Origin of the sequence: Mesorhizobium sp. 2RAF45, from assembly GCF_052115225.1 — a bacterium.
GTDB lineage: Bacteria > Pseudomonadota > Alphaproteobacteria > Rhizobiales > Rhizobiaceae > Mesorhizobium > Mesorhizobium jarvisii.
Genome location: NZ_JBFRGG010000001.1, coordinates 124,583 through 146,528 on the forward strand (window position 1 = coordinate 124,583; position 21,946 = coordinate 146,528).

At 63.1% G+C, this 21,946-nt stretch carries 25 protein-coding genes and 1 pseudogene; 8 read left to right on the forward strand and 18 right to left on the reverse strand.

What is annotated here, in order from left to right; all coding sequences use genetic code 11:
- Entirely contained in the window at nucleotides 1-585 is a 585-nt protein-coding gene (locus AB4Z43_RS00595; protein ID WP_441935335.1) for a GDYXXLXY domain-containing protein, read from the reverse strand.
- Nucleotides 582-1,700, reverse strand: coding sequence for a DUF2157 domain-containing protein (locus AB4Z43_RS00600; RefSeq protein WP_441935336.1), 1,119 nt, complete (start codon nucleotides 1,698-1,700; stop codon nucleotides 582-584). Before AB4Z43_RS00600 ends, AB4Z43_RS00595 begins: the two co-directional genes overlap by 4 nt.
- 235 nt (nucleotides 1,701-1,935) lie before the next feature.
- On the opposite strand from AB4Z43_RS00600, the gene AB4Z43_RS00605 reads away from it, so the two are divergent.
- The 6 genes and pseudogenes from AB4Z43_RS00605 (at nucleotide 1,936) to AB4Z43_RS00630 (ending at nucleotide 4,914) form a co-directional block, all read left to right on the forward strand.
- A complete protein-coding gene (locus AB4Z43_RS00605) occupies nucleotides 1,936-2,076 on the forward strand; it encodes a DUF1127 domain-containing protein (RefSeq protein ID WP_013531315.1) in 141 nt (46 codons plus the stop codon).
- Nucleotides 2,077-2,125: 49 nt separating this feature from the next.
- Nucleotides 2,126-2,266, forward strand: coding sequence for a DUF1127 domain-containing protein (locus tag AB4Z43_RS00610; protein ID WP_019858543.1), 141 nt, complete (start codon nucleotides 2,126-2,128; stop codon nucleotides 2,264-2,266).
- Between the two features lie 564 nt (nucleotides 2,267-2,830).
- The gene (trmFO, locus tag AB4Z43_RS00615) at nucleotides 2,831-4,243 is read left to right on the forward strand and encodes a methylenetetrahydrofolate--tRNA-(uracil(54)-C(5))-methyltransferase (FADH(2)-oxidizing) TrmFO (RefSeq protein WP_069092303.1); all 1,413 of its coding nucleotides are present in this window, start codon (nucleotides 2,831-2,833) and stop codon (nucleotides 4,241-4,243) included.
- Between the two features lie 71 nt (nucleotides 4,244-4,314).
- On the forward strand, nucleotides 4,315-4,554 hold the full coding sequence (locus AB4Z43_RS00620) for a type II toxin-antitoxin system ParD family antitoxin (RefSeq protein ID WP_019858545.1): 240 nt from the start codon (nucleotides 4,315-4,317) through the stop codon (nucleotides 4,552-4,554).
- 32 nt (nucleotides 4,555-4,586) lie between these two features.
- Nucleotides 4,587-4,766 (forward strand): annotated as a pseudogene (locus AB4Z43_RS00625) (hypothetical protein); the annotation flags it as partial.
- Complete coding sequence (locus AB4Z43_RS00630; RefSeq protein WP_019858546.1) at nucleotides 4,708-4,914, forward strand: type II toxin-antitoxin system RelE/ParE family toxin; 207 nt, start codon at nucleotides 4,708-4,710, stop codon at nucleotides 4,912-4,914. The pseudogene AB4Z43_RS00625 and the gene AB4Z43_RS00630, both read left to right, overlap by 59 nt.
- Before the next feature lie 12 nt (nucleotides 4,915-4,926).
- Here AB4Z43_RS00630 and AB4Z43_RS00635 read toward each other — a convergent pair whose 3' ends face one another.
- The 6 genes from AB4Z43_RS00635 to yajC form a co-directional block, all read right to left on the reverse strand.
- The gene (locus AB4Z43_RS00635; RefSeq protein ID WP_027046911.1) at nucleotides 4,927-5,877 is read right to left on the reverse strand and encodes a sterol desaturase family protein; all 951 of its coding nucleotides are present in this window, start codon (nucleotides 5,875-5,877) and stop codon (nucleotides 4,927-4,929) included.
- On the reverse strand, nucleotides 5,877-6,305 hold the full coding sequence (locus tag AB4Z43_RS00640) for a hypothetical protein (protein ID WP_441935337.1): 429 nt from the start codon (nucleotides 6,303-6,305) through the stop codon (nucleotides 5,877-5,879). The genes AB4Z43_RS00635 and AB4Z43_RS00640 overlap by 1 nt, the downstream gene beginning before the upstream one ends.
- Nucleotides 6,306-6,384: 79 nt before the next feature.
- Entirely contained in the window at nucleotides 6,385-7,236 is an 852-nt protein-coding gene (locus AB4Z43_RS00645; protein WP_441935338.1) for a phytoene/squalene synthase family protein, read from the reverse strand.
- 1 nt (nucleotide 7,237) lies between these two features.
- Nucleotides 7,238-7,633 (reverse strand): Mth938-like domain-containing protein, encoded by a 396-nt coding sequence (locus tag AB4Z43_RS00650; RefSeq protein ID WP_032930531.1) that lies wholly within the window; start codon nucleotides 7,631-7,633, stop codon nucleotides 7,238-7,240.
- Nucleotides 7,634-7,659: 26 nt separating this feature from the next.
- On the reverse strand, nucleotides 7,660-10,209 hold the full coding sequence (gene secDF, locus AB4Z43_RS00655; protein WP_010909881.1) for a protein translocase subunit SecDF: 2,550 nt from the start codon (nucleotides 10,207-10,209) through the stop codon (nucleotides 7,660-7,662).
- A 51-nt stretch (nucleotides 10,210-10,260) separates the two neighbouring features.
- The gene (yajC, locus tag AB4Z43_RS00660) at nucleotides 10,261-10,602 is read right to left on the reverse strand and encodes a preprotein translocase subunit YajC (protein ID WP_010909882.1); all 342 of its coding nucleotides are present in this window, start codon (nucleotides 10,600-10,602) and stop codon (nucleotides 10,261-10,263) included.
- A gap of 288 nt (nucleotides 10,603-10,890) precedes the next feature.
- Here yajC and AB4Z43_RS00665 point away from each other — a divergent pair, with 288 nt between their 5' ends.
- Entirely contained in the window at nucleotides 10,891-11,766 is an 876-nt protein-coding gene (locus AB4Z43_RS00665; protein ID WP_027046915.1) for an ATP-binding protein, read from the forward strand.
- Here the strand turns inward: AB4Z43_RS00665 and AB4Z43_RS00670 are convergent.
- A complete protein-coding gene (locus tag AB4Z43_RS00670; protein ID WP_441935340.1) occupies nucleotides 11,756-12,580 on the reverse strand; it encodes a helix-turn-helix domain-containing protein in 825 nt (274 codons plus the stop codon). The two genes, AB4Z43_RS00665 and AB4Z43_RS00670, sit on opposite strands and share 11 nt — an antisense overlap.
- A gap of 111 nt (nucleotides 12,581-12,691) precedes the next feature.
- On the opposite strand from AB4Z43_RS00670, the gene AB4Z43_RS00675 reads away from it, so the two are divergent.
- Entirely contained in the window at nucleotides 12,692-13,543 is an 852-nt protein-coding gene (locus AB4Z43_RS00675; protein ID WP_441936132.1) for an NAD-dependent epimerase/dehydratase family protein, read from the forward strand.
- 128 nt (nucleotides 13,544-13,671) lie between these two features.
- Here the strand turns inward: AB4Z43_RS00675 and AB4Z43_RS00680 are convergent, their stop codons facing one another.
- From AB4Z43_RS00680 to AB4Z43_RS00720, 9 genes are all read right to left on the reverse strand, one after another.
- On the reverse strand, nucleotides 13,672-15,219 hold the full coding sequence (locus AB4Z43_RS00680) for a peptidoglycan DD-metalloendopeptidase family protein (protein ID WP_019858555.1): 1,548 nt from the start codon (nucleotides 15,217-15,219) through the stop codon (nucleotides 13,672-13,674).
- A 258-nt stretch (nucleotides 15,220-15,477) separates the two neighbouring features.
- Nucleotides 15,478-16,131, reverse strand: coding sequence for a protein-L-isoaspartate(D-aspartate) O-methyltransferase (locus AB4Z43_RS00685; RefSeq protein WP_019858556.1), 654 nt, complete (start codon nucleotides 16,129-16,131; stop codon nucleotides 15,478-15,480).
- Nucleotides 16,128-16,886 (reverse strand): 5'/3'-nucleotidase SurE, encoded by a 759-nt coding sequence (surE, locus tag AB4Z43_RS00690; protein WP_441935341.1) that lies wholly within the window; start codon nucleotides 16,884-16,886, stop codon nucleotides 16,128-16,130. Before surE ends, AB4Z43_RS00685 begins: the two co-directional genes overlap by 4 nt.
- Entirely contained in the window at nucleotides 16,886-18,190 is a 1,305-nt protein-coding gene (gene serS, locus AB4Z43_RS00695) for a serine--tRNA ligase (RefSeq protein ID WP_441935342.1), read from the reverse strand. The genes surE and serS overlap by 1 nt, the downstream gene beginning before the upstream one ends.
- Nucleotides 18,191-18,294: 104 nt before the next feature.
- Nucleotides 18,295-19,170, reverse strand: a complete 876-nt coding sequence (gene tatC / locus AB4Z43_RS00700; RefSeq protein ID WP_019858559.1) for a twin-arginine translocase subunit TatC — start codon at nucleotides 19,168-19,170, stop codon at nucleotides 18,295-18,297.
- Nucleotides 19,167-19,928, reverse strand: coding sequence for a Sec-independent protein translocase protein TatB (gene tatB, locus AB4Z43_RS00705; protein ID WP_441935343.1), 762 nt, complete (start codon nucleotides 19,926-19,928; stop codon nucleotides 19,167-19,169). Before tatB ends, tatC begins: the two co-directional genes overlap by 4 nt.
- A 30-nt stretch (nucleotides 19,929-19,958) precedes the next feature.
- The gene (locus AB4Z43_RS00710; RefSeq protein WP_015317533.1) at nucleotides 19,959-20,180 is read right to left on the reverse strand and encodes a twin-arginine translocase TatA/TatE family subunit; all 222 of its coding nucleotides are present in this window, start codon (nucleotides 20,178-20,180) and stop codon (nucleotides 19,959-19,961) included.
- A 180-nt stretch (nucleotides 20,181-20,360) separates the two neighbouring features.
- The gene (gene scpB / locus AB4Z43_RS00715) at nucleotides 20,361-21,125 is read right to left on the reverse strand and encodes an SMC-Scp complex subunit ScpB (RefSeq protein WP_019858563.1); all 765 of its coding nucleotides are present in this window, start codon (nucleotides 21,123-21,125) and stop codon (nucleotides 20,361-20,363) included.
- Nucleotides 21,122-21,925: a segregation and condensation protein A gene (locus tag AB4Z43_RS00720; protein ID WP_064984339.1), complete on the reverse strand. Its 804-nt coding sequence runs from the start codon at nucleotides 21,923-21,925 to the stop codon at nucleotides 21,122-21,124. Before AB4Z43_RS00720 ends, scpB begins: the two co-directional genes overlap by 4 nt.
- Nucleotides 21,926-21,946 lie beyond the last annotated feature (21 nt).

Consider the following 21,946-nt stretch of genomic DNA (forward strand, 5'->3'; position numbering starts at 1 on the left):
TTAATATAGCGGCTCCTCGAACAGCGTCTTGTCGCCGTCCACCAGCGCCTTGATCTGCGCGGTGCCGTCGCTGGCAAGGGCAAGCCTTATCCCGAACGGGCGCACCCGCATGTCATCCTGGATCGCCATCCCCTCGCCTTCCGGCAGGTAGAACCGCTCGATGCCGTAGTCCGGCGCGATGGTCATGCCCTCGCTGCGCAGATCCCAGCCTTCGGCGACATGGCCTGCAATATCGGCCTCGTCGGCCGCGGCCGGCGTCGGCGCCTTGCCGAACCAGGCGGTGGTCGGTGTCCAATAACCGTCGGCGCCCTTTTTCAGGCGCACGACGATCGAAGTGTCGTCGCTGGAGAACTTGCCGGCGGGAATGTTGGCGATCATCTTCACTGGTATGCGCGAAATGTCATAGCCGAGGATGATATAGTCGCCGCGCAGCAGATCGCGCGGATCGACGGGTTCGATCTTCAAGAGCACTTCCTTGCCGTTGCGCAGGATCGCCGCCCGGCCGGCGATGATCCAGCTCAGGAACCCGATCTGGACGAGCGCCAGCACCAGCGCCAAGATAACAAGCCTCTTTCCGGTCATCATGCCGTGGCTCCCCCCGTTGCCGGACCCTTCATGCGTTTTTCGACGCGGATGATGATGATCGCTAGGATGCCGAGCAGCACCGCGGCAGCAAGGAAGAAGCCGGCCGTGTCGAGCATCGACTGCAAGGTAACGACATAGATGATGGCTAGCTCGAAGGCGAAGCCGAGATAGGCAAGCCAGCGCAGGCCCCGGCTCTCCCGTCCCGCCAGCACGATGGCGGCGACGATGCCGGCCAGCGCGACGACCGAGGCAATGCCGAAACCGCTATTGTAGGTGCTTTCGTCGGCGAGTTCGAACTGGATGATGGCCAGCCCGGTAAGGAAGCCGAGCAGCGCGTGCAGGGGCAACCGGCCGCCGAGCTGAACGATCCTGTCGACAGGTTCCGGTGCAAAGACAGCAGCCGCAAAGAGCATGGCGGACGCAATGACCAGGGGGATCGCCACCGGCAGCGTCGCGTGATTCCCGGCCAGCAGCACGAGATAGAAGAGCAGCGACAGGATGATCAGATGCCGTGCGGCCTGGCTGCGGGTCCAGAACGAGACGGCGAACAGCACGATCGCCATGACGACGAAGGCATGCGGAAACGCGCTGCGGCTGTAATAGTCGAACCCCTTCAGGAACAGCCAGGCGTCGGCGATGCCGACCGAAGCGACTGTAAGCGGGTTCGACCGGAGCGCGACCGCCGCCAACGCCGTAGCGGCGCCCCAAGTGACGAGCGCGGAAGCCTCGTCGCCGGACAGGTGATACATCTGGCCGATCAGCGCGATCGAACCGCCAAAGGCAGCCGCAGCCACGATCCACAGGGCTTCGCCGATCGCCGCATGGTCGCGCGTCTTCAGCACAGCGCCGCCGACATAGCCGCCAAGGATGATGGCAAACAGCGCCGCGACCCGCGCTAGCCGCGGAATGGCATCCCAGTTGGCAGCGACGAAGATCAGGATGGCCGCGCCGAACAGCAGGGCCGCCATCATGGCCAGGATCGAACCGAAGCTCAGTGATTTGCGCGTATTCGCCTCGATGTCACGCGTCAGAGCATCGGCCGTCGCGGCGTCGATCAGGCCTGCCTGGAGCCACCGCGCAACGTCGGATCTGACCCGTGTCGAATAGCCCGCCATGTCCTGCATCCCCCGCAAGGTCGTTTTTTTAGCCGAACCAGCCAAACCGTTGACGTCACGGCACTTTCCGATTCTGACTCCTTTGTGTCAGGTCCGTGAAGGCGCGTTAATGTTGCATTGCACAATTTGCATTGCTGCCATGCAGCCATAGCGCTTTTAAATCGATATGAGCCCGCCTACTTATAGTTCGTACACAAACGGAATGATCCGCAAGAAAGACGAAACGAGAACTACCATGAACCTGATCCGCAACTATCGCAACTGGCGCCGCTACCGGGACACCGTGTCCGAGCTGAGCCGCCTGAGCAACCGCGAACTGACCGACCTCGGCATCAGCCGCAGCGACATTCCCTACGTCGCTCGCAAGGCGGTCTAATTCTTCGGACCGCAAATGGTCCGAACAAGTTTCCGAAAAGAGAACGACAATGAACCTGATCCGCAACTATCGTAACTGGCGCGTATATCGCGAGACGGTTACCGAGCTGGGTCGCCTTTCGAACCGCCAGCTGCATGATCTGGGTATCGTCCGCGACGAAATCAAGATCATCGCCCGTCGGGCGATCTAACGGAATTTCGCTGGGTCGACCTCCTCCCCGACCTCCAGCGAACGGTCAGCCCTTATCCTCCTCCCGAGGGTTGACCACCAAAACGGCGCCCGCCGCATCTCCTCCCGCGGCGGGCGCTGTTCCCGGGGCAAATGAATTTTGCTCCAAAGGGTTTCGCCCCTTTTCAAAACGCGAAAGAGATTTCGTCAAAGCCGACCTCCTCCCCGGCAATGACGAATAGGTCCAACCTTCACCTCCTCCCGAGGGTTGGCCAACCAAACGGCGCCCGCCGCACCTCCTCCCGCGGCGGGCGTTGTTTCTCCGGGGCAAAATGAATTTTGCTCCAAAGGGTTTCGCCCCTTTTCAAGACGCGAAAGAGATTTCGTCAAAGCCGACCTCCTCCCCGGCGATGACGAATATGGTCGATCTTCACCTCCTCCCGAGGATCGACCCCCAAAACGACACCCGCCGGACCTCCTCCCCCGGCGGGTGTTGTTGTTTTCAGCGTCTGGTTCACCATCTGCGGTTTGCCCGCACCAAGCACGGCAATTGCAATCGCCGCCCCAAGCGATTATTCCGGCGCTCATGAGCAAAAATCCCATACACATCATCGGCGGCGGTCTCGCCGGTTCCGAAGCCGCATGGCAAGCCGCGCAGGCCGGTGTTTCCGTCGTGCTGCATGAAATGCGCCCGGTTCGCGGCACGGACGCGCACAAGACCGATGGCCTGGCCGAACTCGTCTGTTCCAATTCCTTCCGCTCCGATGACGCCGAGAACAACGCGGTCGGCCTGCTGCATGCCGAAATGCGGCTGGCCGGCTCGCTGATCATGAGCGCGGGTGACGCAAACCAGGTGCCGGCCGGCGGCGCTCTGGCTGTCGACCGCGACGGTTTCTCCGAGGCCGTGACGAAAAAGCTCGAGGCGCACCCGCTGATCACCATCCAGCGCGAGGAAGTGCCTGGCCTGCCGCCTGCAGATTGGGACCAGGCAATCGTCGCCACGGGACCGCTGACCGCGCCATCGCTTGCCCAGTCGATCGCCGAAGCGACCGGCGCCGATGCGCTCGCCTTCTTCGACGCCATCGCGCCGATCATCCATTTCGACACGATCGACATGGACACCTGCTGGTTCCAGTCGCGCTACGACAAGGTCGGCCCCGGCGGCACCGGCAAGGACTACATCAACTGTCCGATGGACAAGGAGCAGTACCTTGCCTTCGTGCAGGCGCTGGTCGACGGCCAGAAGACCGAATTCAAGCAATGGGAAGGCACGCCCTATTTCGACGGCTGCCTGCCGATCGAGATCATGGCCGAACGCGGCGTCGAGACGCTGCGCTACGGGCCTATGAAGCCGATGGGCCTGACCAACGCGCACAACCCCACAGTCAAGGCCTATGCCGTCGTCCAGCTGCGGCAGGACAATGCGCTGGGCACACTCTACAACATGGTCGGTTTCCAGACCAAGCTGAAGCATGCCGAGCAGGTCCGCGTCTTCCGCACCATTCCGGGCCTGGAGAACGCCGACTTCGCCCGCCTCGGGGGCCTGCACCGCAACACCTACATCAATTCGCCGACCTTGCTCGACGCCTCGCTGCAGCTGAAATCGCGCCCGGGCCTGCGCTTCGCCGGCCAGATCACCGGCTGCGAAGGCTATGTCGAAAGCGCCGCCATCGGCCTGCTCGCCGGCCGCTTCGCCGCCGCCGAGCGGCTCGGCCACGCACATTCGCTGCCGCCGCTCACCACGGCCTTCGGCGCGCTGCTCAACCACATCACCGGCGGCCACATCGTTTCCGACGACGAGCCGGGCAAGCGCTCCTTCCAACCGATGAACGTCAATTTCGGCCTGTTCCCGCCGGTGGAAGCGGTAAAGATCGAAGGCAAGCGCCTGCGCGGCAAGGACAAGACGGTCGCCAAGCGCCATGCCATCACCTCGCGGGCGCTGGGCGATTGCCGGCAATGGCTGGGGCTGCCGACGCCGACGGCACAAGCAGCGGAATAGCAAACCTCCGGATTGGACCCGAAGCAGAAAGTAGGATACTATCCTACTTTCCTATCTACCGGAGCCGCTCCATGGAATCCGCAGAAAAGCTGTCCATCACCGTCACCCCCGCCATGGCGCGCATGATCCGCGAGAAAGTCGAGGACGGCTCCTTCGGCTCGGCGAGCGAAGTCATTCGTGCGGCGCTCCGCGCCTTCCAACGTGAGGAAGATGAACACGCCGAGCGTATCGCCTCGATCAGGGCGCGGGTGAAGGCTTCGATCGAGGACACGAGACCGAACCTCTGGAGAAGAGGTTCGCGACCGGCTTAAGAAATTCGCCGAGCAATATTCGAGCCGCGTTGATGATTCGGCGGCTTAACGTTGAGTACCGCGAAAGCGCCAGCAACGATCTTGGCAGCATTTTCAGATACATAGTTGAGTCTGGCGGAAGTCCCGAAGTAGCGATGAGATTCGTGCTTCGTATTGAAGATCGTTGCCATCGGCAATGCGCCTCACGGCGGCCGCTCCCGCGACGACATCATGCCCGGACTGCGAACGGTTCCGTTCGAGCATTCCGCCGTCATCGCTTATATTGTCGACGACGGTCTCGTTTGCATCGTCAACATCTTTTACGGCGGTCGCGACTATGAAGCGCTGATGCGTGATGGCGGTTCGAGCGACCCCTCTTAGCAGCCAAAACAGCTACTCCGCCGGCCCGGCACCTGCCATAGGCAGCCCTGGCTTGCCCGCTTCGCTGGGATTTCGCCTGACATAAGCGGCCTTCAGGCTCTCCGAGGTTTCGCGCGAGCCGTCATGGCTCCAGCCCGGCGGCTTGATCAGGTAATTGATGCGATAGCTGAGCGTCAGGCCCGGCGCGAAGGCATCCCTGAACATGCCGATCCATTCGTGGAACGCCACCTTCAGCGGGTTGAAGGTGCCGAGATTCCTGACGATGCCGTAACGCGGCCGGTCCTCTTCCAGCTCCTCGACGAAGGTGCCGAACATGCGATCCCAAATGATCAGCGTGCCGGCATAGTTGGCGTCGAGATAGCGCGGATTGGTGGCGTGGTGGACGCGGTGGTGCGAGGGCGTGTTGAAGATGAATTCGAACCAGCCCCACATCTTGCCGATGGTCTCGGTGTGGATCCAGAACTGCCAGACGAGGTTGAAGCCGAAGGTGAAGGCAATCACCGCTGGGTGAAAGCCGAGCAGCACCAGCGGCGCCTGCAGCACGAACATGAAGGTGAACAGACCCGTCCAGCTCTGCCTGAGCGCCGTCGACAGATTGTAATGCTGGCTTGAGTGATGGTTGACGTGCTCGGCCCACACCCAGCGCACCCGGTGCGCGATGCGGTGATAGACATAGTAGCGCAGATCATCGAGCAGGAAGGCGGCCAGGAACACCCAGACCGACAGGCCGAGATTGAAGATGCGGAACTGCCACAGCCATAGCAGGGCCCAGTAGGAGACGACCCCAAGCAGCAGCCCGGCGACGACATTGCCGGTGCCCATCATCAGGCTGGTCAGCGTGTCGCGCGTCTCGAACGAGCCCTTCGCGCGGCCGGTGCGCACCAGCCAGAGCTCGATCAGGATGGCGGCGACGAAGAACGGAATGGCCAGCTGGGTGACCTGCGGAAAATCATAGCTGTCCATCACGCGGCCTCCCTGGCGGCATGGCGTGCTTCAAGAGCCTTCAGCAAGGCCTGCGCATCGCCGGCATTGGCGAAGCGGAAAAGGCCGCCCTTCCAGGTGAAGTCCGTCAACCGCAATTGAATTGTGTTCGTCTCCTCGGACCTGGACACCGAGACGTCCGCAGCCATGACGATACGCGTCAAAAAGCAGTCGCCAATGCTGTGGACGATGCCGGTGCGCCCTCGTCCAAGGTCCAGAAATGCCGTTTTGGCGTCCGCCGTGAGGCGAACTGTTGCAACCATCTCGTCGGGAAAATCCTCGGCGAAACGACGCAAAGCCTGATCCGGATCGGCCAGCGTGGCCGTCTTGCTGCCGCCGGTGAGATGCACGGCGGCAACCGACAGCGCTATGCCAAGGACGACGATCGCGACCAGAACGGGCAAGCTCATGGATTTCCTCCGGGCCGGCCTGTCATCTCCGGCGACAGTTCCCGGCACAGCCGAATCCTTAGCACGATTGACGTTTACGTCAAAGTGCCGGCCAGCCCTTGCTCGCTCGCCGCAACAGCAACAAATGCCGGCGCAAGGCGGACAGCCGCGCGACGCCGTCGAGCGGCGATTGGCGCGAGCCTTCCATCCTGTCGAGATAGGCACGCGACAGTGCCAGCGGCAGGAATGCCGGATGCAAGGCCACCGGCAGGGCCGCGGCGCCCCGCTCGAAAGCGGAAAGGTGTTCGCGCGCCAACGCGATCAACGCTGCCACGGCGCGCTGCGCTCCAGGCCCGCCATCGCTGGCAACAAACTCTTCCGGCGTCGATCCCGCCGCCGCCAGAATTTCGACCGGGACAAAACACTGCCCGCGCTTGCGGTGCAGCGGCAACAGAAGCAAGAGGCCGGTCATGGCCTGCGCGCAGCCCGCCCTGCCCGCCAATTCAGCGAAGCGGGGCGCCTCGACGGGATCGAGCACCATCGCCGCAAGCTGGATGAGCGCGGCCGCCGTCTCGCCGCAATAGCCTTCCAGGTCGGTGCGCGACGGCATCGGGTCGTCATAAAGATCGAAGATGCGCGCTTCGAGCATGTTGTCGAATGCCAGCTTGGGAAGGCGGTGGGCGGAAATTGTCGCCTTCAGCGCGTCGGCGACGGGATGGCCGATGGCTGCATCATCATTGTCGACGGCGATGAGGTCACGCCACCATTGCAGCCGCACCTCGCCCGGCAACGCTTCATGGATGCGATCACGGATGCCGGCGATTTCGGCATTGAAAGCGTAAAGCGAAAACAGTGCGTCGCGCTTTTCGGCCGGCGCGTAGAGTGCCGTCAAATAGCGGTCATGGTCGGCGGCGCGCACCGCGTCCATGACGATTTTGGCATTTTGCGACATATCAATCGACGGCGATGAGCGCTGCGGCCACGGCGCGGTCTTCCGCCAGAAGGACATTGTAGGTCCGCACCGCAGCCCCGGTCGACATCGGGTCGGAGGCAATGCCCGCCTCTTTCAGCGCCGCTCGCAGCGCTGCCGGCAACGGCCTCAAATCCTTGCCCATGCCGACCAGCAGGATCTCGACCTTGTCGGCTTCGGCCAGCAGTTTTTCGAAATCCGCCACCGTCAGCGCTGAAGCGTCCGCCGGCTCCCAGCCATGGATGCCGGATGGCAGGCACAGCAGCGAGCCGCGATGCGACATGTCGGCAAAGCGGAACCCGCCATTGCCATAAGCCTCGATCGGCGCGCGGCCGGGGAAATGCGCCTCGCGGATGACGATGCCTTTGCCGGTCACCACTGTTGTCACCCCTTCGGGGCCGCGCGTCAGGTCGCGACCGCCTTGCCGCCGTTGACCGGCTTCTCCTCGTCGGCCGAGGCCTGCGGGCGCAGCTTGAACAGGATCAGCAGCGGTGCGGCGATGAAGATCGACGAATAGGTGCCGAACACGACGCCGAACAGCATCGCCATGGTGAAGGAGCGGATGACTTCGCCGCCGAACAACACCAGCGCCAGCAAGGCCAGGATCGTCGTCACCGAGGTCAGCGTCGTTCGCGACAGCGTCTCGTTGATGGCGTTGTTCAACAGCTGCGGCAGTGGCATTCGCTTGTATTTTCGCAGATCTTCTCGGACGCGGTCATAGACCACGATCGTGTCGTTCAGCGAATAGCCGATGATGGTCAGGATCGCCGCCAGCGACGACTGGTTGAATTCGAGCCCGGTGATGACGAAGAAGCCGAGCGTCATGACCACATCGTGCACCGTCGCCACGATGGCGCCGACCGCGAACTGCCACTCGAAACGGAACCAGACATAGACCAGGATGCCGACCAGCGCGACCAGCATGGCGATAGTGCCTTGCTTGGCCAGTTCACCGGAAACAGTCGGTCCCACCACTTCGACGCGGCGGAAATCATACTGGTCCTGCAGCTCGCCGCGCACCTTGTCGATGACCGTCTGCTCGGCATTCTCGCCGCCATCCTGCGTGCCGACACGGATCAGCACGTCATTCGGCGCGCCGAACTGCTGCACCTGCACTTCGCCGATATTGAGCTCCATCAGCCTGGCGCGGATATCGCCGAGATTGGCATCGCCGCTCTTGGACTTCACCTCGATCATCGAGCCGCCCTTGAAGTCGATGCCGTAATTGATATCGACCGTCATGAACAGCACCACGGACAGCACCGACAGGAAGCTCGACAGTGCGAACGTCCAGCGGCGGATGCCCATGAAGGGGATCTTGGTACCCGGCGGAATGAAGGTCACCGGGGCCTTCGGCAATTCCTTCGGACGGGCGCGGCGCAGCCAGATCGACACCAGCAGGCGCGTGAAGGTGAAAGCGGTGAAGACGGTTGTCAGGATACCGATGGCGTAGGTGATGGCAAAGCCCTTCACCGGCCCGGTGCCGAGATAGAACAGCACCACGGTGGCGATCAGCGAGGTGACGTTGGAATCGACGATGGTCGCCAGCGCCTTCGAGAAGCCGGTGTCGATCGCCTGGATCACCGAGCGGCCGGCCCGTCGTTCTTCACGGATGCGTTCGTAGATCAGCACGTTGGAATCGACCGCCATGCCGATGGTCAGCACGATACCGGCAATACCGGGCAAGGTCAGCGTCGCCCCAAGCAGCGACAGCAGCCCGACGATCATCGCCACGTGCACCGCCAGCGCGATGTTGGCGAGGAAACCGAGGAAGCCATAGGCGACGAACATGAAGGCGACGACGAGGATCGAACCGATGATACCGGCGACCTTGCCGGCATGGATCGAATCCTGGCCAAGGCCTGGGCCGACAGTGCGTTCCTCGATGACCGTCAATGTGGCCGGCAGCGCACCGGCTCGCAAAAGCACGGCGAGATCGTTGGCGCTCTGGGCGGTGAAATTGCCTGATATCTGGCCGGTCCCGCCGAGGATCGGTTCACGAATCTGCGGCGCCGAGATCACCTGGTTGTCGAGGATGATGGCGAAGAGCTTGCCGACATTCTGCGAGGTCGCCTGGCCGAAGCGGGCAGCGCCCTTCGAATCGAAGCGGAATGAGACCACCGGCTCGTTGTTCTGCGAATTGTAGGTCGCCTGCGCGTCGACGAGGTTTTCGCCCGAAACGATGACGCGGTTTTCGATCAGATACGGAACCGGCGGGTCGTCCTGGGAATAGAGCACCGAGGAACCGGCGGGCGGGCGTCCCTTGAGCGCGTCCTGCACCGGCATCGACTGGTCGACCATCTGGAAGGTCAGCTTGGCGGTCTGGCCGAGGATTTCCTTCAGCCGCTGCGGATCCTGCAGGCCTGGCACCTGGACAAGGATGCGGTCGTCGCCTTGCCGCTGCACGATAGGCTCGGTGGTGCCGAGTTCGTTGACGCGGCGCTCGACCACTTCGATCGACTGCGCCAATGCGGTCGATGTGCGGTATTTGATACCGGCGTCGGTGACGGTGAACTTGAGCAGGCCCGGCTCGGAATCATCCAGCGACATTTCCTGGATGGAGCCGCCACTGAACAGGCCGGCGGCGACAGGATCGGTCAAGGTCTTCAGCGCCTTCTTTGCGGCGTCGAGCTGGGCCGGGTCCGTGATGCGGACCTGCAAGGTCCGCCCGGTGCCGGCAAGGCCGGTATAGCCGATCTTGGCGTCACGCAGCAGCGTGCGGATTTCGTCGCGCGTCGTCTCCAGCCGATCCTTGATCAGATCGTTCTGGTTCATCTCCAGCAGGATGTGCGAACCGCCCTGCAGGTCGAGGCCGAGCGTCATCTGCCGCTTCGGCACCCAGCTCGGCAGCTGGGCCAACGTGCTGGCGGGGAACAGATTGGGCGCGGCGAGGATCACTGTGATGGCGACGGCCACCCAGATCAGGATCATCTTGAAGCGCGAAAAATACAGCATATGGCGTCGTCCGTCAGAGCGTGTCCGCGGATCGCTCCGCCTTGAATTGGGTTATTTCTTGGCGTTCTGGTTGGCCACCGGTTCGCCCTTGACGCGCACATCGGCGATCGTCGAGCGCAGCGCCGTCACCTTGGTGCCACCACCAAGGTCGATCTCGAGCTCGTTGTCGTCGATCACCTTCGTCACCTTGCCGACGAAACCACCGCCGGTGACGACCGTGTCGCCGCGGCGGACCGCCGCCAGCATCTCGCCGCGCTTCTTCAGCTGCGTGCGCTGCGGGCGGATGATCAGAAAATACATGATCACAAAAATCAGGACAAAAGGCAAAATGCTGATGAACATATCGGGAGAGGCGCCGCCAATGCCTTGGGCGTATGCCGGTGTCACGAACATCGAGGTACTCCTGAATTTTGAAAACAGCCGCCAACCGTCCTGCGGAGTTTGGCGGCCCCTTGAAATTTGGCCGGAATATAGTCGGTAAAGTTGTCAATGCAACTGCGCGACCGACCAAATCGGCTGCTTTTCCGGCCTGTTCGCCCGTGTTAGAGCATGATCGCGAAATGCGAGAGCCGGTTTACCGAAAAGATCACGCTCGAACAAAAGGTTGGGACCGGTTTCGAACCCGACGGATTCGAACGTGTCCCACCTGCCCGCCCCAGGAAACGAGCCAAAAGACCTGAAATGACCGACAGCACCATCGACGCCCTCAACAAGAAACTTGACCGCCTGATCGAGGCTGTCGGCCGCCTCGCCCCGCCGCCGGTGCCTGAAACCGACCTCGGCGAGGCCGACTGTTTCGTCTGGCAGGCCGACCCCGGCTATCTGGAGCCGGTGCGCAAGGTCAACCGCGTCGACATTGGGCTGATCCGCGGCGTCGACCGTGTCCGCGACATCCTTGTCGACAACACCGAGCGCTTCGCCGCCGGCTTTGCCGCCAACAACGTCCTGTTGTGGGGCGCGCGCGGCATGGGCAAATCGTCGCTGGTCAAGGCCGTGCATGCCGAGATCAACGCCAAGGCCAAATCCGACCTGCCGCTCAAGCTGATCGAGATCCACCGCGAGGACATCGATACGCTGCCCAAGCTGATGGGTCTGCTGAAGGCCGCGCCCTTCCGCGTCATCCTGTTTTGCGACGACCTGTCCTTCGATCATGACGACACGTCCTACAAGTCTTTGAAGGCGGCACTCGAAGGCGGCGTCGAGGGCCGTCCGGCCAATGTCATCTTCTACGCCACCTCGAACCGCCGCCATTTGTTGCCGCGCGACATGATCGACAATGAGCGCTCGACCGCCATCAATCCGTCCGAGGCGGTCGAAGAGAAGGTCTCGCTCTCCGACCGGTTCGGCCTTTGGCTCGGCTTCCACAAATGCTCGCAGGACGAGTATCTCGAGATGATCAATGGCTATGCCAGCCATCATGGCCTCGACATCGACCCAGAGCAGCTGCGCGCGGAAGCGCTGGAATGGGCGACGACGCGCGGCAGCCGCTCGGGCCGCGTCGCCTGGCAGTTCACGCAGGATCTGGCCGGCCGGCTCGGCAAGCCGCTCAAGGATTGAGGCGTCGCGCCCGTCGCACGTCGCGCGGCGTTTGGCCAATCTCGCGGCGCATCCAATGCGCCAGATGTGACTGGTGTGCGAAGCCCGCCAATTCCGCGACCTCGCTGGTGCTGAGATCGCCCTGCTGCAGCAGGGCATGAGCGCGTTCGACCCGGCGTCGCAACACGTAGCGATGCAGGGTGACGCCCGTCGCCACCTTGAACCATGTCCGCAGATGCGAGCTGCTCGCGCCGGCTACCCGGGCGAGTCGATGGACCGAGAGCGGCTCGTGGAGAGCCGCCTCAATGTGCTCCAGGACGCGCTTGAGCTGGGTATCCGACAAGCGGTTCGTCCGTTCGACGTCAATATCGTCGACGCCAAGCAGCCTGACCGCCAGCGCGGCGCCAATGCTGTCGGCAAACAGGGAGCCGCTTGGTGCACCCGCATCGAGATCGCTCCGGAGCGCGCGAGCGAGATGCTCGATGCGCTGGTCGCGAAGCAGATGGCGTGTGTCGAGCCGCGATACCAGCGCCCTGCCTCCAAGTTCCGCCGCCACCCTTTCCATCAGGGCTGGCTGCAAGACAATCTCGATCGTGTCGAACGCGGTTTCAGCCTCGAAACCACCCTCCTCGCCAGCCGGCACCAGGTCGATATCGCCGGCGCGCCTGACGAAATAGCGCCCAACTTGATTGCAGTAGGAGCGTGTCGCCGCGCTTGCATGCACCATGACGCGATGGTGCGGCGCCCGCGGCAGACGATGGACACCTGCCTCGATGCGCCGGGCGATCATTGCTACGTCGGATGGGGATCGGGCCGAAGCAAATTGTGGACGCATGCACTCTCGATTCATGGCGAAACCTGTTCAAGATTTGGCAATTCCCGCGCGATTTTCAATGCCGCGACCCTGTACGCACGCCTCTCCATCAAACTCGGAAGAGAGGTTGCCATGAGTTTCTATGTTGTTGTCGGCGCAGGCCCGGTTGGACGCGAGACCGCGCGCCTTCTTGGTGAGGAAGGGCATGATGTCGTTCTCACAAGCCGAAGCGTCGGCTCGAACGCGTTGCCGAACGTGCGGACCATACAGGCCGACGCCACGGATGCCTCTGAACTGTCACGTATCTGCCGAGGCGCCGATGCCATCTTCATGTGTGCCATGGCCGCATATCATCGGTGGCCGACCGACTTTTTCGGCGCCAAGCTCATCGTGCTCGGAAACCTCTATGGCTATGGGGAAAATGCCGATAGCCCGCTTCGCTCCGACCTGCCCCTGGATCCGACGTCGAGGAAGGGAACCGCCAGGGCGATCATGTGGCAGCGGGCGGTCCGTGCCGATGTACCGGCGATCGAAATACGCTCCAGCGACTATCTCGGACATGGCGCGATCAGCTACTTCTCACTGATCGCGCTGCCCGCCATCATCGAGGGCAAGCCTGTCGCCTTCATCGGAGACCTCGACGCAACCCATGCCTGGACCTTCACCAGGGACGTCGCGAGGACGCTGGTCGCGGCGGCCCGCTACAAGGGCGAATGGGGACGCGCGTTTCACGTTCCCTCGCAATACGCCTCACCCAGGGAGCTCATCCAGAAAACCGCGGCGATGCTCGCACGAGAGGTTTCAGGGACACGTTCCTATTCCGTCCCTGAGATCGAATCCCTGGGCATGCATGAGGCCATCGAGATGAGTTACCTCTTCGAGAGACCTCTGCTGGTTGATGCCTCCGAGACTGAGGCGCTTCTGGGCGTAAAGGCCAGCAGCATCGGGGAGATGATCGCCGACACGCTCCGTGATCAACTGTGACCCGCGCGGGCGGGCTTTGCAGCAACTGAAAAAGCCCGCTCCTTGCGGAACGGGCTGAGCCGGCGGGCCGGACTGGAGGTCAGACGGCCCGCAAAAATCGCTTTCTTCTTCTATTCGAGACAGCCGGACTATTCGAGATAACCAGAGGGGTCGACCGGGGCGGAATTCTTGCGCACTTCGAAGTGCAGCTTCGGCGAGTCCGTCGTGCCGCTCATGCCCGACAAAGCGATCTCCTGGCCGCGCTTGACCTTCTGGCCGCGCTGCACCTCGATCGAGCTGGCATGGCCATAGACGGTGACCAGGCCGTTCTCGTGGCGCACCAGCACCGTGTTGCCGAATTCCTTGAGCCCGTCGCCGGCGTAGATGACGACGCCGTTCTCGGCCGCCTTGATCGGCGTGCCCGAGGGCACCGCGATGTCGACGCCGTCCTTGCCGGATCCGAAACCGGAGATCACCCGGCCGCGCACCGGCCAGCGCATCTTGCCGATACCCGTGGCGTCCGGCGCTACCGCTTCGTCGTCCTCGGCCTGCTGGATGACCTTCGCGTCCTTCTTCGGCGGCGTATAGGATGCCAGCGTTTCCGACGGCGTGGTCTTTGCCGGGGGCTGCGTGGTTGCCGTGGTCACCGGATCGACTTTTGCCGGCTTGGCGCTGGCGACCGTCGCGGTTCCGCCGGCTGGTACCTTCAGGGTCTGGCCGATCTTGAGCAAACCGTCCTTCATGCCGTTGGCCTGCTTCAGCGCAACGACGCCGACGCCGGTCTTCCTGGCGATCGAGGACATCGTGTCACCCGACTGGACCGTATAGGTACCGGCGGCGCCTGTTGCCTTGGCGACCTGCGCGGGCTTGGGTTCCTTGGGCTGGCTCGCGGCGGCCGAAGCATCGACCTGCGCGGCGGACTTGCCTTCCTTGAGCTTAGGCTGCTGCGGCAAGACGGCGACCTTGTCCGGCGCGGTCGCAGGCAGGTCGTGCTTGCCATCCTTTGCAGGCCCGTCCTTCAACTGCTTTGCATCGGCGACCTTCGGCTCGGCCTTGCTCGAATAGGCATAGGCCGGGATGACGATCTTCTGACCGGTCTTCAGCCCCTTGGTCGGGCTCAGGCCGTTCACCTTCATGATGACATCGGCCGGCACTTTGTAATGCGCGGCCAGGCCGGAAATGGTCTCGCCGTCCCTGACGACGATTTCGGTCGCGTGCGGCCTGCCCGCCTCGGCCACCTTCGGCGCGTCGGGCTGGGCATTCTTGAACGGCTTGGCGGCCGGCTCGACAGTGCCGGTTGTCGTCCTGTCGACGTGGGGAGCGGGCCGAACCATGGCCGGCGCCGATGCGACACGCACCGGATTGGCGGCAGGCGCGAGCGCCGGCGCGGGTTGCGCCTGAGCTGAAACGGGCGGCGGCAACGGCCGGCTCGAAACCGGTTCGAGGCTGGAGCGGCTGACCGACTGCGTGTGGCTGCCGTCGAGCGGCGCGGCCGAGACATCGCCCGGATAGGGCTGCACGGCGTCCTGCTTGTTGATGATGGCGCGCTGATTGTTCGTCGAGGAAGTGAAGACGTCGTCGACGCTGTTGAACCGCGAGGCCTGGGAACTGCACCCGGCCGCCGCGCCTGCAATCATGAGAACAGCGCAGCCCCGCGCCAGATTGCGACCGTTTGTCTTCAAAACACTGAGTTGCATCGCACTAACCCGCACAAACTCTGCACCAACTGGATCGGATTAAAGCGCGTTAATGTTACTGGTCGGTTAACCCATTAGAATCCGACGAAAATTTTCTTAAAACATTTTCGAGTGCGTGGAGGCGCGTTGAGATTCAGGTCAGGCCGAGTCGAAAATGGTTGATACCGAGAACCGGAGCGGAACGCACTTTTCGTACGTGAGCACCGGAGCGCAGGTATCAGCCATTTGCAGGCCGGCCTCACCTGACTATCAATGCGCCTAGATAATCGCCGCGACGCTGCGTAGGATCGGCTGCAGCCGCACGAGGCCGATATCCTCGCGCTCGAAACGGCTGCCAACCTTGGTCAGCTTGGCCAGCACCTGCTCGCCCTCCTCCGGCCCGATCGGCGCAATGACGATGCCGCCACTCGACAATTGGTCGAGCAGGAAGCGCGGCAGGCTGTCGAAGGCCGCCCAGGCGACAATGCGGTCGAACGGGCCTTCTGCAGGCAGGCCGCCGGAGCCGTCAGCCTGGCGCACGACTACATTGCCGATGCCGAGCGCCTCGAAACGCTGCCTGGCCTGCTCGACAAGGGTCTTGTAGCGGTCGATGGTGACGATGCGCGCCGCCAGCCGCGACATCACCGCCGCCGAATAGCCGGTGCCGGTGCCGATCTCGAGAACGCGGTTTCCCGCTTCTATGGCAAGAGCCGCGATCACCGCCGCCTGCATGTCGGCGCCTTCGATCGCCTCGCCGCATTCGATCGGCAGCATGCGGTCGGACCAGGCGATCTGGTGGAAGTGAGGCGCCAGAAAGCCGCGCCGTGGTGTAGCCTCGAAAGCCGCGATCAGCGCCTTCGGCACGGTTCCCCTGCCGCGCAGGCGCAACAGGAAAGCGGCAAATCCTTCGCGGTCATCGATTGGCAAATTCATGCAAGCGCCTTGCTCAGCTGGTCACGGATCTCATGCGCGGTGAGGTCGAGCTGCAACGGCGTCACCGACACCAATCTGTTGCGCAGCGCGTGGAGGTCGGTGCCTTGCTTGCCCTCGACCGGCTCGCGGCCGAAGCGCAGCCAATAGTAAGGCAGGCCGCGCCCGTCACGGCGCTCGTCGACCCACAGGCTGTGCACGAGTTTGCCTTGTGTGGTGACCTCCGTGCCAACGACTTCTTCGGGAAGGCAGTTGGGAAAATTGACGTTGAGCAGAACGCCATCCGGCAGCGGCGTCGCGACGAGCTTCTTCAGCAGTGCCGGCGCCAGCGCCTCGGTCGTTTCGTAGGGAACGGTGCGATCCTCGCCGACATAGGAATAGCCCTGGCTGAGGGCGATCGATCGGATGCCGAGCAGCGCGCCCTCCATGGCGCCGGCGACGGTTCCCGAATAGGTCACGTCGTCGGCGATGTTGGCGCCCGAATTGATGCCGGAAAGGATCAGGTCGGGCGCGCCGGGCAGGATCTTCTTCACGCCCATGATGACGCAGTCGGTCGGCGTGCCGCGCACCGCAAAATGCTTCTCGCCGATCTTGCGCAGCCGCAGCGGCTCCGAGATCGACAGCGAATGCGCATAGCCCGACTGGTCCTGCTCCGGCGCCACCACCCATACATCGTCGGACAGTGTGCGCGCGACGCGTTCGAGCGACGCCAGGCCCTCGGCGTGAATGCCGTCGTCATTGGTCAGAAGAATGCGCATTACTTCGCTTCGATCTTTGCCAGACCGCCCATGTAAGGCCGCAGCACTTCAGGAATGGTTACGCTGCCATCCTCGTTCTGGTAGTTTTCGATGACGGCAATCAGCGCGCGGCCGACAGCGGTGCCCGAACCGTTGAGCGTATGGACGAAGCGGTTGCCCTTGCCATCCTTGTCCTTGTAGCGGGCATCCATGCGGCGCGCCTGGAAGTCGCCGCAGACCGAACAGGACGAGATTTCGCGATAGGCATTCTGGCCGGGCAGCCAGACCTCGATGTCATAGGTCTTGCGCGCGCCAAACCCCATGTCGCCGGTGCACAGCACCATGGTGCGGAACGGCAGTTCAAGCCGCTTCAGCACTTCCTCGGCGCATTGCGTCATCCGCTCATGCTCGGCGAGCGAGGATTCCTGGTCGGTGATCGACACCAGCTCGACCTTGTAGAACTGGTGCTGGCGCAGCATGCCGCGCGTGTCGCGGCCGGCCGAACCTGCCTCCGAGCGGAAGCACGGCGTCAGCGCGGTGAAGCGCAGGGGCAGTTTTTCATGCGCGGTGATTTCCTCGCGCACGAGGTTCGTAAGCGGCACCTCGGCGGTCGGGATCAGGCCAAGCCTGCCCTCGCCGTGCGGCGTGAAGAACAGGTCCTCCTCGAATTTCGGCAGCTGGTTGGTGCCGAAAAGCACCTCGTCGCGCACCATCAGCGGCGGGATCACTTCCTCATAGCCGTGCTCGGTCGTGTGCAGGTCGAGCATGAACTGGCCGATCGCGCGTTCCATCCGTGCCAGGCCGCTCTTCAGCACGGTGAAGCGCGAACCCGACAGCTTGGCCGCCCGCTCGAAATCCATCATGCCGAGCGCTTCGCCGACCTCGAAATGCTCCTTCACCCAGTTCGGCCGCGTCGGCACCTTGCCGACGATGTGTTTGACGACATTGTCGTGTTCGTCCTTGCCGACCGGCACATCGTCTAGAGGCACATTGGGCAGCACCGCCAGCGCGTCGTTCAGCGCCTTGTCGAGCTCGCGTTCGCGCGCCTCGCCATTCTGGATGAAGGTTTTGATATCGCCGACTTCGGCCTTGAGTTTTTCGGCAAGAGCGGCGTCACCCGAACGCATGGCGTTGCCGATTTCCTTCGAGGCGGCGTTGCGGCGCTCCTGCTTGGTCTGCAGCTCGGTGACGTGTTCGCGCCGCGCCTCGTCCCTGGCGATCAAATCATCGACCGTGGACTGCGCCTCTGCCGCCGACCACGAGCGCTTGGCCAGCGCCTCGACAAGGGCCTTCGGGTTGTCGCGAATCCATTTGATGTCAAGCATAGTTTGAACGCTCCTGAGCTAAGCTCCGAGGGCGTAAACCGCATCCTTGACCGATGCAAGATGAGGCTGGGCGGCGGTTGTCGTTTTCCGCCGCTGCTGACGGCTTACGAAGCAGCCGGCGCCGGAGGCTCGTCCGGTGCCTTGTCGGCCACGGTCTCCCCGGCTTCCTGCTTCTCGCGCGCCAGGCGCTCGCGCTCCTGGCTGCGCTCGATCAGCCGGGCCGACCAGATAGCGACCTCGTAGAGCAGGATGGTCGGGATGGCCAAACCGATCTGGCTCATCGGATCCGGAGGGGTCAGCACGGCCGCGACGACGAAAGCGATGACGATCGCCCACTTGCGCTTCTCGGCCAGCGCCTTGGACGACAGCATGCCGACACGCGTCATCAGACTGGTCACCACCGGTAGCTGGAACACCAGGCCGAAGGAGAAGATCAGCGTCATGATCAGGCTGAGATATTCCGACACTTTCGGCAGCAGCGAAATCTGCACCTGCTCGTCGGTGCCGGCCTGCTGCATGGCAAGGAAGAACCACATCACCATCGGCGTGAAGAAGAAATAGACCAGCGAGGCGCCCATCAGGAACAGGATGGGCGACGCGATCAGGAACGGCAGGAAGGCGTTGCGCTCGTTCTTGTAGAGGCCGGGCGCGATGAATTTGTAGATCTGCGTGGCGATCAGCGGAAAGGCGATGACCATGCCGCCGAACATGGCGAGCTTGACCTGCGTGAAGAAGAATTCCTGCGGCGCGGTGTAGATCAACTCGACCTTGTGCGGGTCGAGCCCCGCCCACTTCGTCGCCCATTTGAACGGAACGACCAGAAGGTTGAACAGCTTCTTGGCGAAGAAGAAGCACACCAGGAAGGCGACGAAGAAGCCGCCGAGCGACCAGATCAGCCGGCGGCGCAACTCGATGAGATGCTCGATCAGCGGCGCCGACGATTTTTCGATCTCGTCCTTTTCCTTGTCCGAAACGCTCACTTGGCGGCTCCCGCCGTCTTCTTGGCCGCCGGCTTCTTCGCTGGCGCAGGTTTCGGTTCGGCTTTCGCCGCGGTCTTTGCCGCAGTCGCCTTGGCAGCGGCAGGCTTTGCTGCTGTCACGGCCTTTGTCGACGCCTTGGGCGCCGGTGTAGCTTTTGCCATCACCACAGGTGCGGCTTTTGCTGTCGCCGACTTCGCGGATGTCGAGGCCTTGGGCTGCGCCTTTGCCGGCGGTGCGGACTTGGCGGCTTTCTTGGCCGCGGATGCCTTCGGCGCAGCGGCAGGTTCCGTGGATGCCGCAACCACCGATTCATCGGTCATGGCCGGGAAAATCGGCGTTGGCGGCGCGGCTCCCGCGGCGCTGACGCCAGGCATTTCCGTTGCGCCGTTCTTCAGCGGCTCGGCCGCCTGCGGTGTCGAAGCGGCGGGCGTTGCCGGATCGGCGGCGGGCTTCGGCTTCATCGCGGCGTCGACGCCGGCGCGCACATCGGCCGCGGCCTGCTCGAACGGATTGAGTTGCTTGCGGATCTCGGCCACGGGGCTGAGGCCCCTGAGCTCGTCGACCGACTTCTTGACGTCGTCGAGCTCGGCTTCCTTCAGCGCTTCGTTGAACTGTTTCTGGAAGTCGGCGGCCATAGAGCGCAGCTTCGCCGTCGTGCGGCCAAAGGTGCGCAGCATATTGGGCAAATCCTTCGGCCCGACGACCACGATCATGACGATCGCGATCACCAGCATTTCGGTCCAGCCGACTTCAAACATGGCACTCTGTTCCGACTAGAACTTTTTGGCTCAGCTCTTGCTGGCTTTTTCCTTCGCGGCCGAAACGGTCTCGTCGGCACGGTGTTCGACGGTGCGCTTGTCGTCGGCAACGTCGTCGTCCGCCATGCCCTTCTTGAAGCTCTTGATGCCTTTGGCCATGTCGCCCATCAGCTCGGGAATCTTGCCGCGGCCGAACACCAGCAGCACGATCACCAGCACGATCATCCAGTGCCAAATCGAAAATGAACCCATAGCAAATCTCTCTCGAATGTTTTCCCTGGCGATGATCTATGCGTTTTCGCGTTGGGATTCAAACACAACAGCGACAGAGTTTATGAAAGGGTGACGGATGTCACGCTTTTTCGACTCGCTGGCCCGCTACCAATCGGCGCATCTACGACCTATCGGCGCGCTTGGACAGAGGCCGACAGGTCAATCTTCCGTGACGCGCGGCGTCAGCAGGCCGAGTTCCTCGAGATCGATATCGGTCAGCGGATCCTCGTCCTCGGTCAGCACATCGGGGTCGGCCGGCGGCTGCGGGATGGAGAAATTCGACGGCATGCGGCCCGAGAGCAGGCCCGCCCCCTTCAGTTCTTCCATGCCGGGAAGATCGCGGATTTCCTCGAGCGCGAAATGGTCGAGGAAGGTTTCGGTGGTGCCATAGGTGACGGGACGGCCAGGCGTCTTGCGGCGGCCGCGCATGCGCACCCATTCCGTCTCGAGCAGCGTGTCCAGCGTGCCCTTCGACGTCTCTACGCCGCGGATATCCTCGATCTCGGCGCGCGTCACCGGCTGGTGATAGGCGATGATCGCCAGCACTTCGAGCGCCGCACGCGACAGCTTGCGCTGCTGCACCGTGTCGCGGCTCATCAGGAAGGCGAGATCGCCGGCGGTGCGGAATGCCCACGCGTCGCCGACCCGCACCAGATTGACGCCGCGCCGGGCGTAGACCTGCTGCAGCTCGGCCATGGCAAGGGCGACGTTGATGCCGTCGGGCAAGCGCGCGGCAAGCTGCTTTTCGCTGACGGGTTCGGCACTGGCGAACACGATTGCCTCCGCCATACGCATGGCCTCCGCAATATGCAGGCGCTCGGCCGGGTTCTGCACCGGGTTCTCGGCCGAAGTCTGGTCGATCTCGCCTTCCAGTTCATCGTCCACCTTGAAGGGGATAACCGAAGCGTTGGCGCGTTCGCTCATAATGCCACCTCGACTGCCTTGATTGCCGGTGCGCGGTGATCGCGCAGATAGATCGGCGCGAACACCTCGTCCTGTCGCAGATCCATCTTGCGCTCGCGCACCAGTTCCAGTGTCGCCGCGAACGAGCTGGCGATCGCCGTGCGCCGCTCTTCCGGGCTGGTCATGTATTGGATGAGGAAGCTGTCCAGCGCCGTCCAGTCCCGCAGCGAGCCGATCAGCCGGGTCAGGATGTCGCGCGCGTCCTTGAGCGACCAAACGCCCCGCCTAGCGATCGTCACATTGGTGATCGCCTGCTTCTGCCGCTGCTGGGCATAGGCGGTCAGCAGATCGTAGAGCGACGCCGAATAGGCGTTGCGCTTCTCGATGATGACCATTTCGGGCATGCCGCGCGCGAACACGTCGCGGCCGAGCCGGTTGCGATTGACCAGGCGCGCCGCCGCGTCACGCATGGCTTCCAGCCGCTTCAATCGGAACTGCAGCACGGCCGCCAGTTCCTCGCCGCTCTCGCCCTCTTCGTCCGGCTGCTTGGGGATCAACAACTTCGACTTGAGGAAGGCGAGCCATGCCGCCATCACCAGATAGTCCGCCGCAAGTTCGAGCCGCAGCGCCCTCGCCGTCTCGACAAAGGCTAGATACTGCTCGACCAGTGCCAGGATCGAGATGCGCGCCAGGTCGACCTTCTGGGTGCGGGCAAGATGCAGCAGAAGATCGAGCGGGCCTTCGAAGCCGGCCACGTCGACGACCAACGACGGGTCGCCGGTGACGCGTGAATCGTCATTCTCGGCCCACAGGCGGTCCATCGGTGCGGCCTTCGCGGCCTT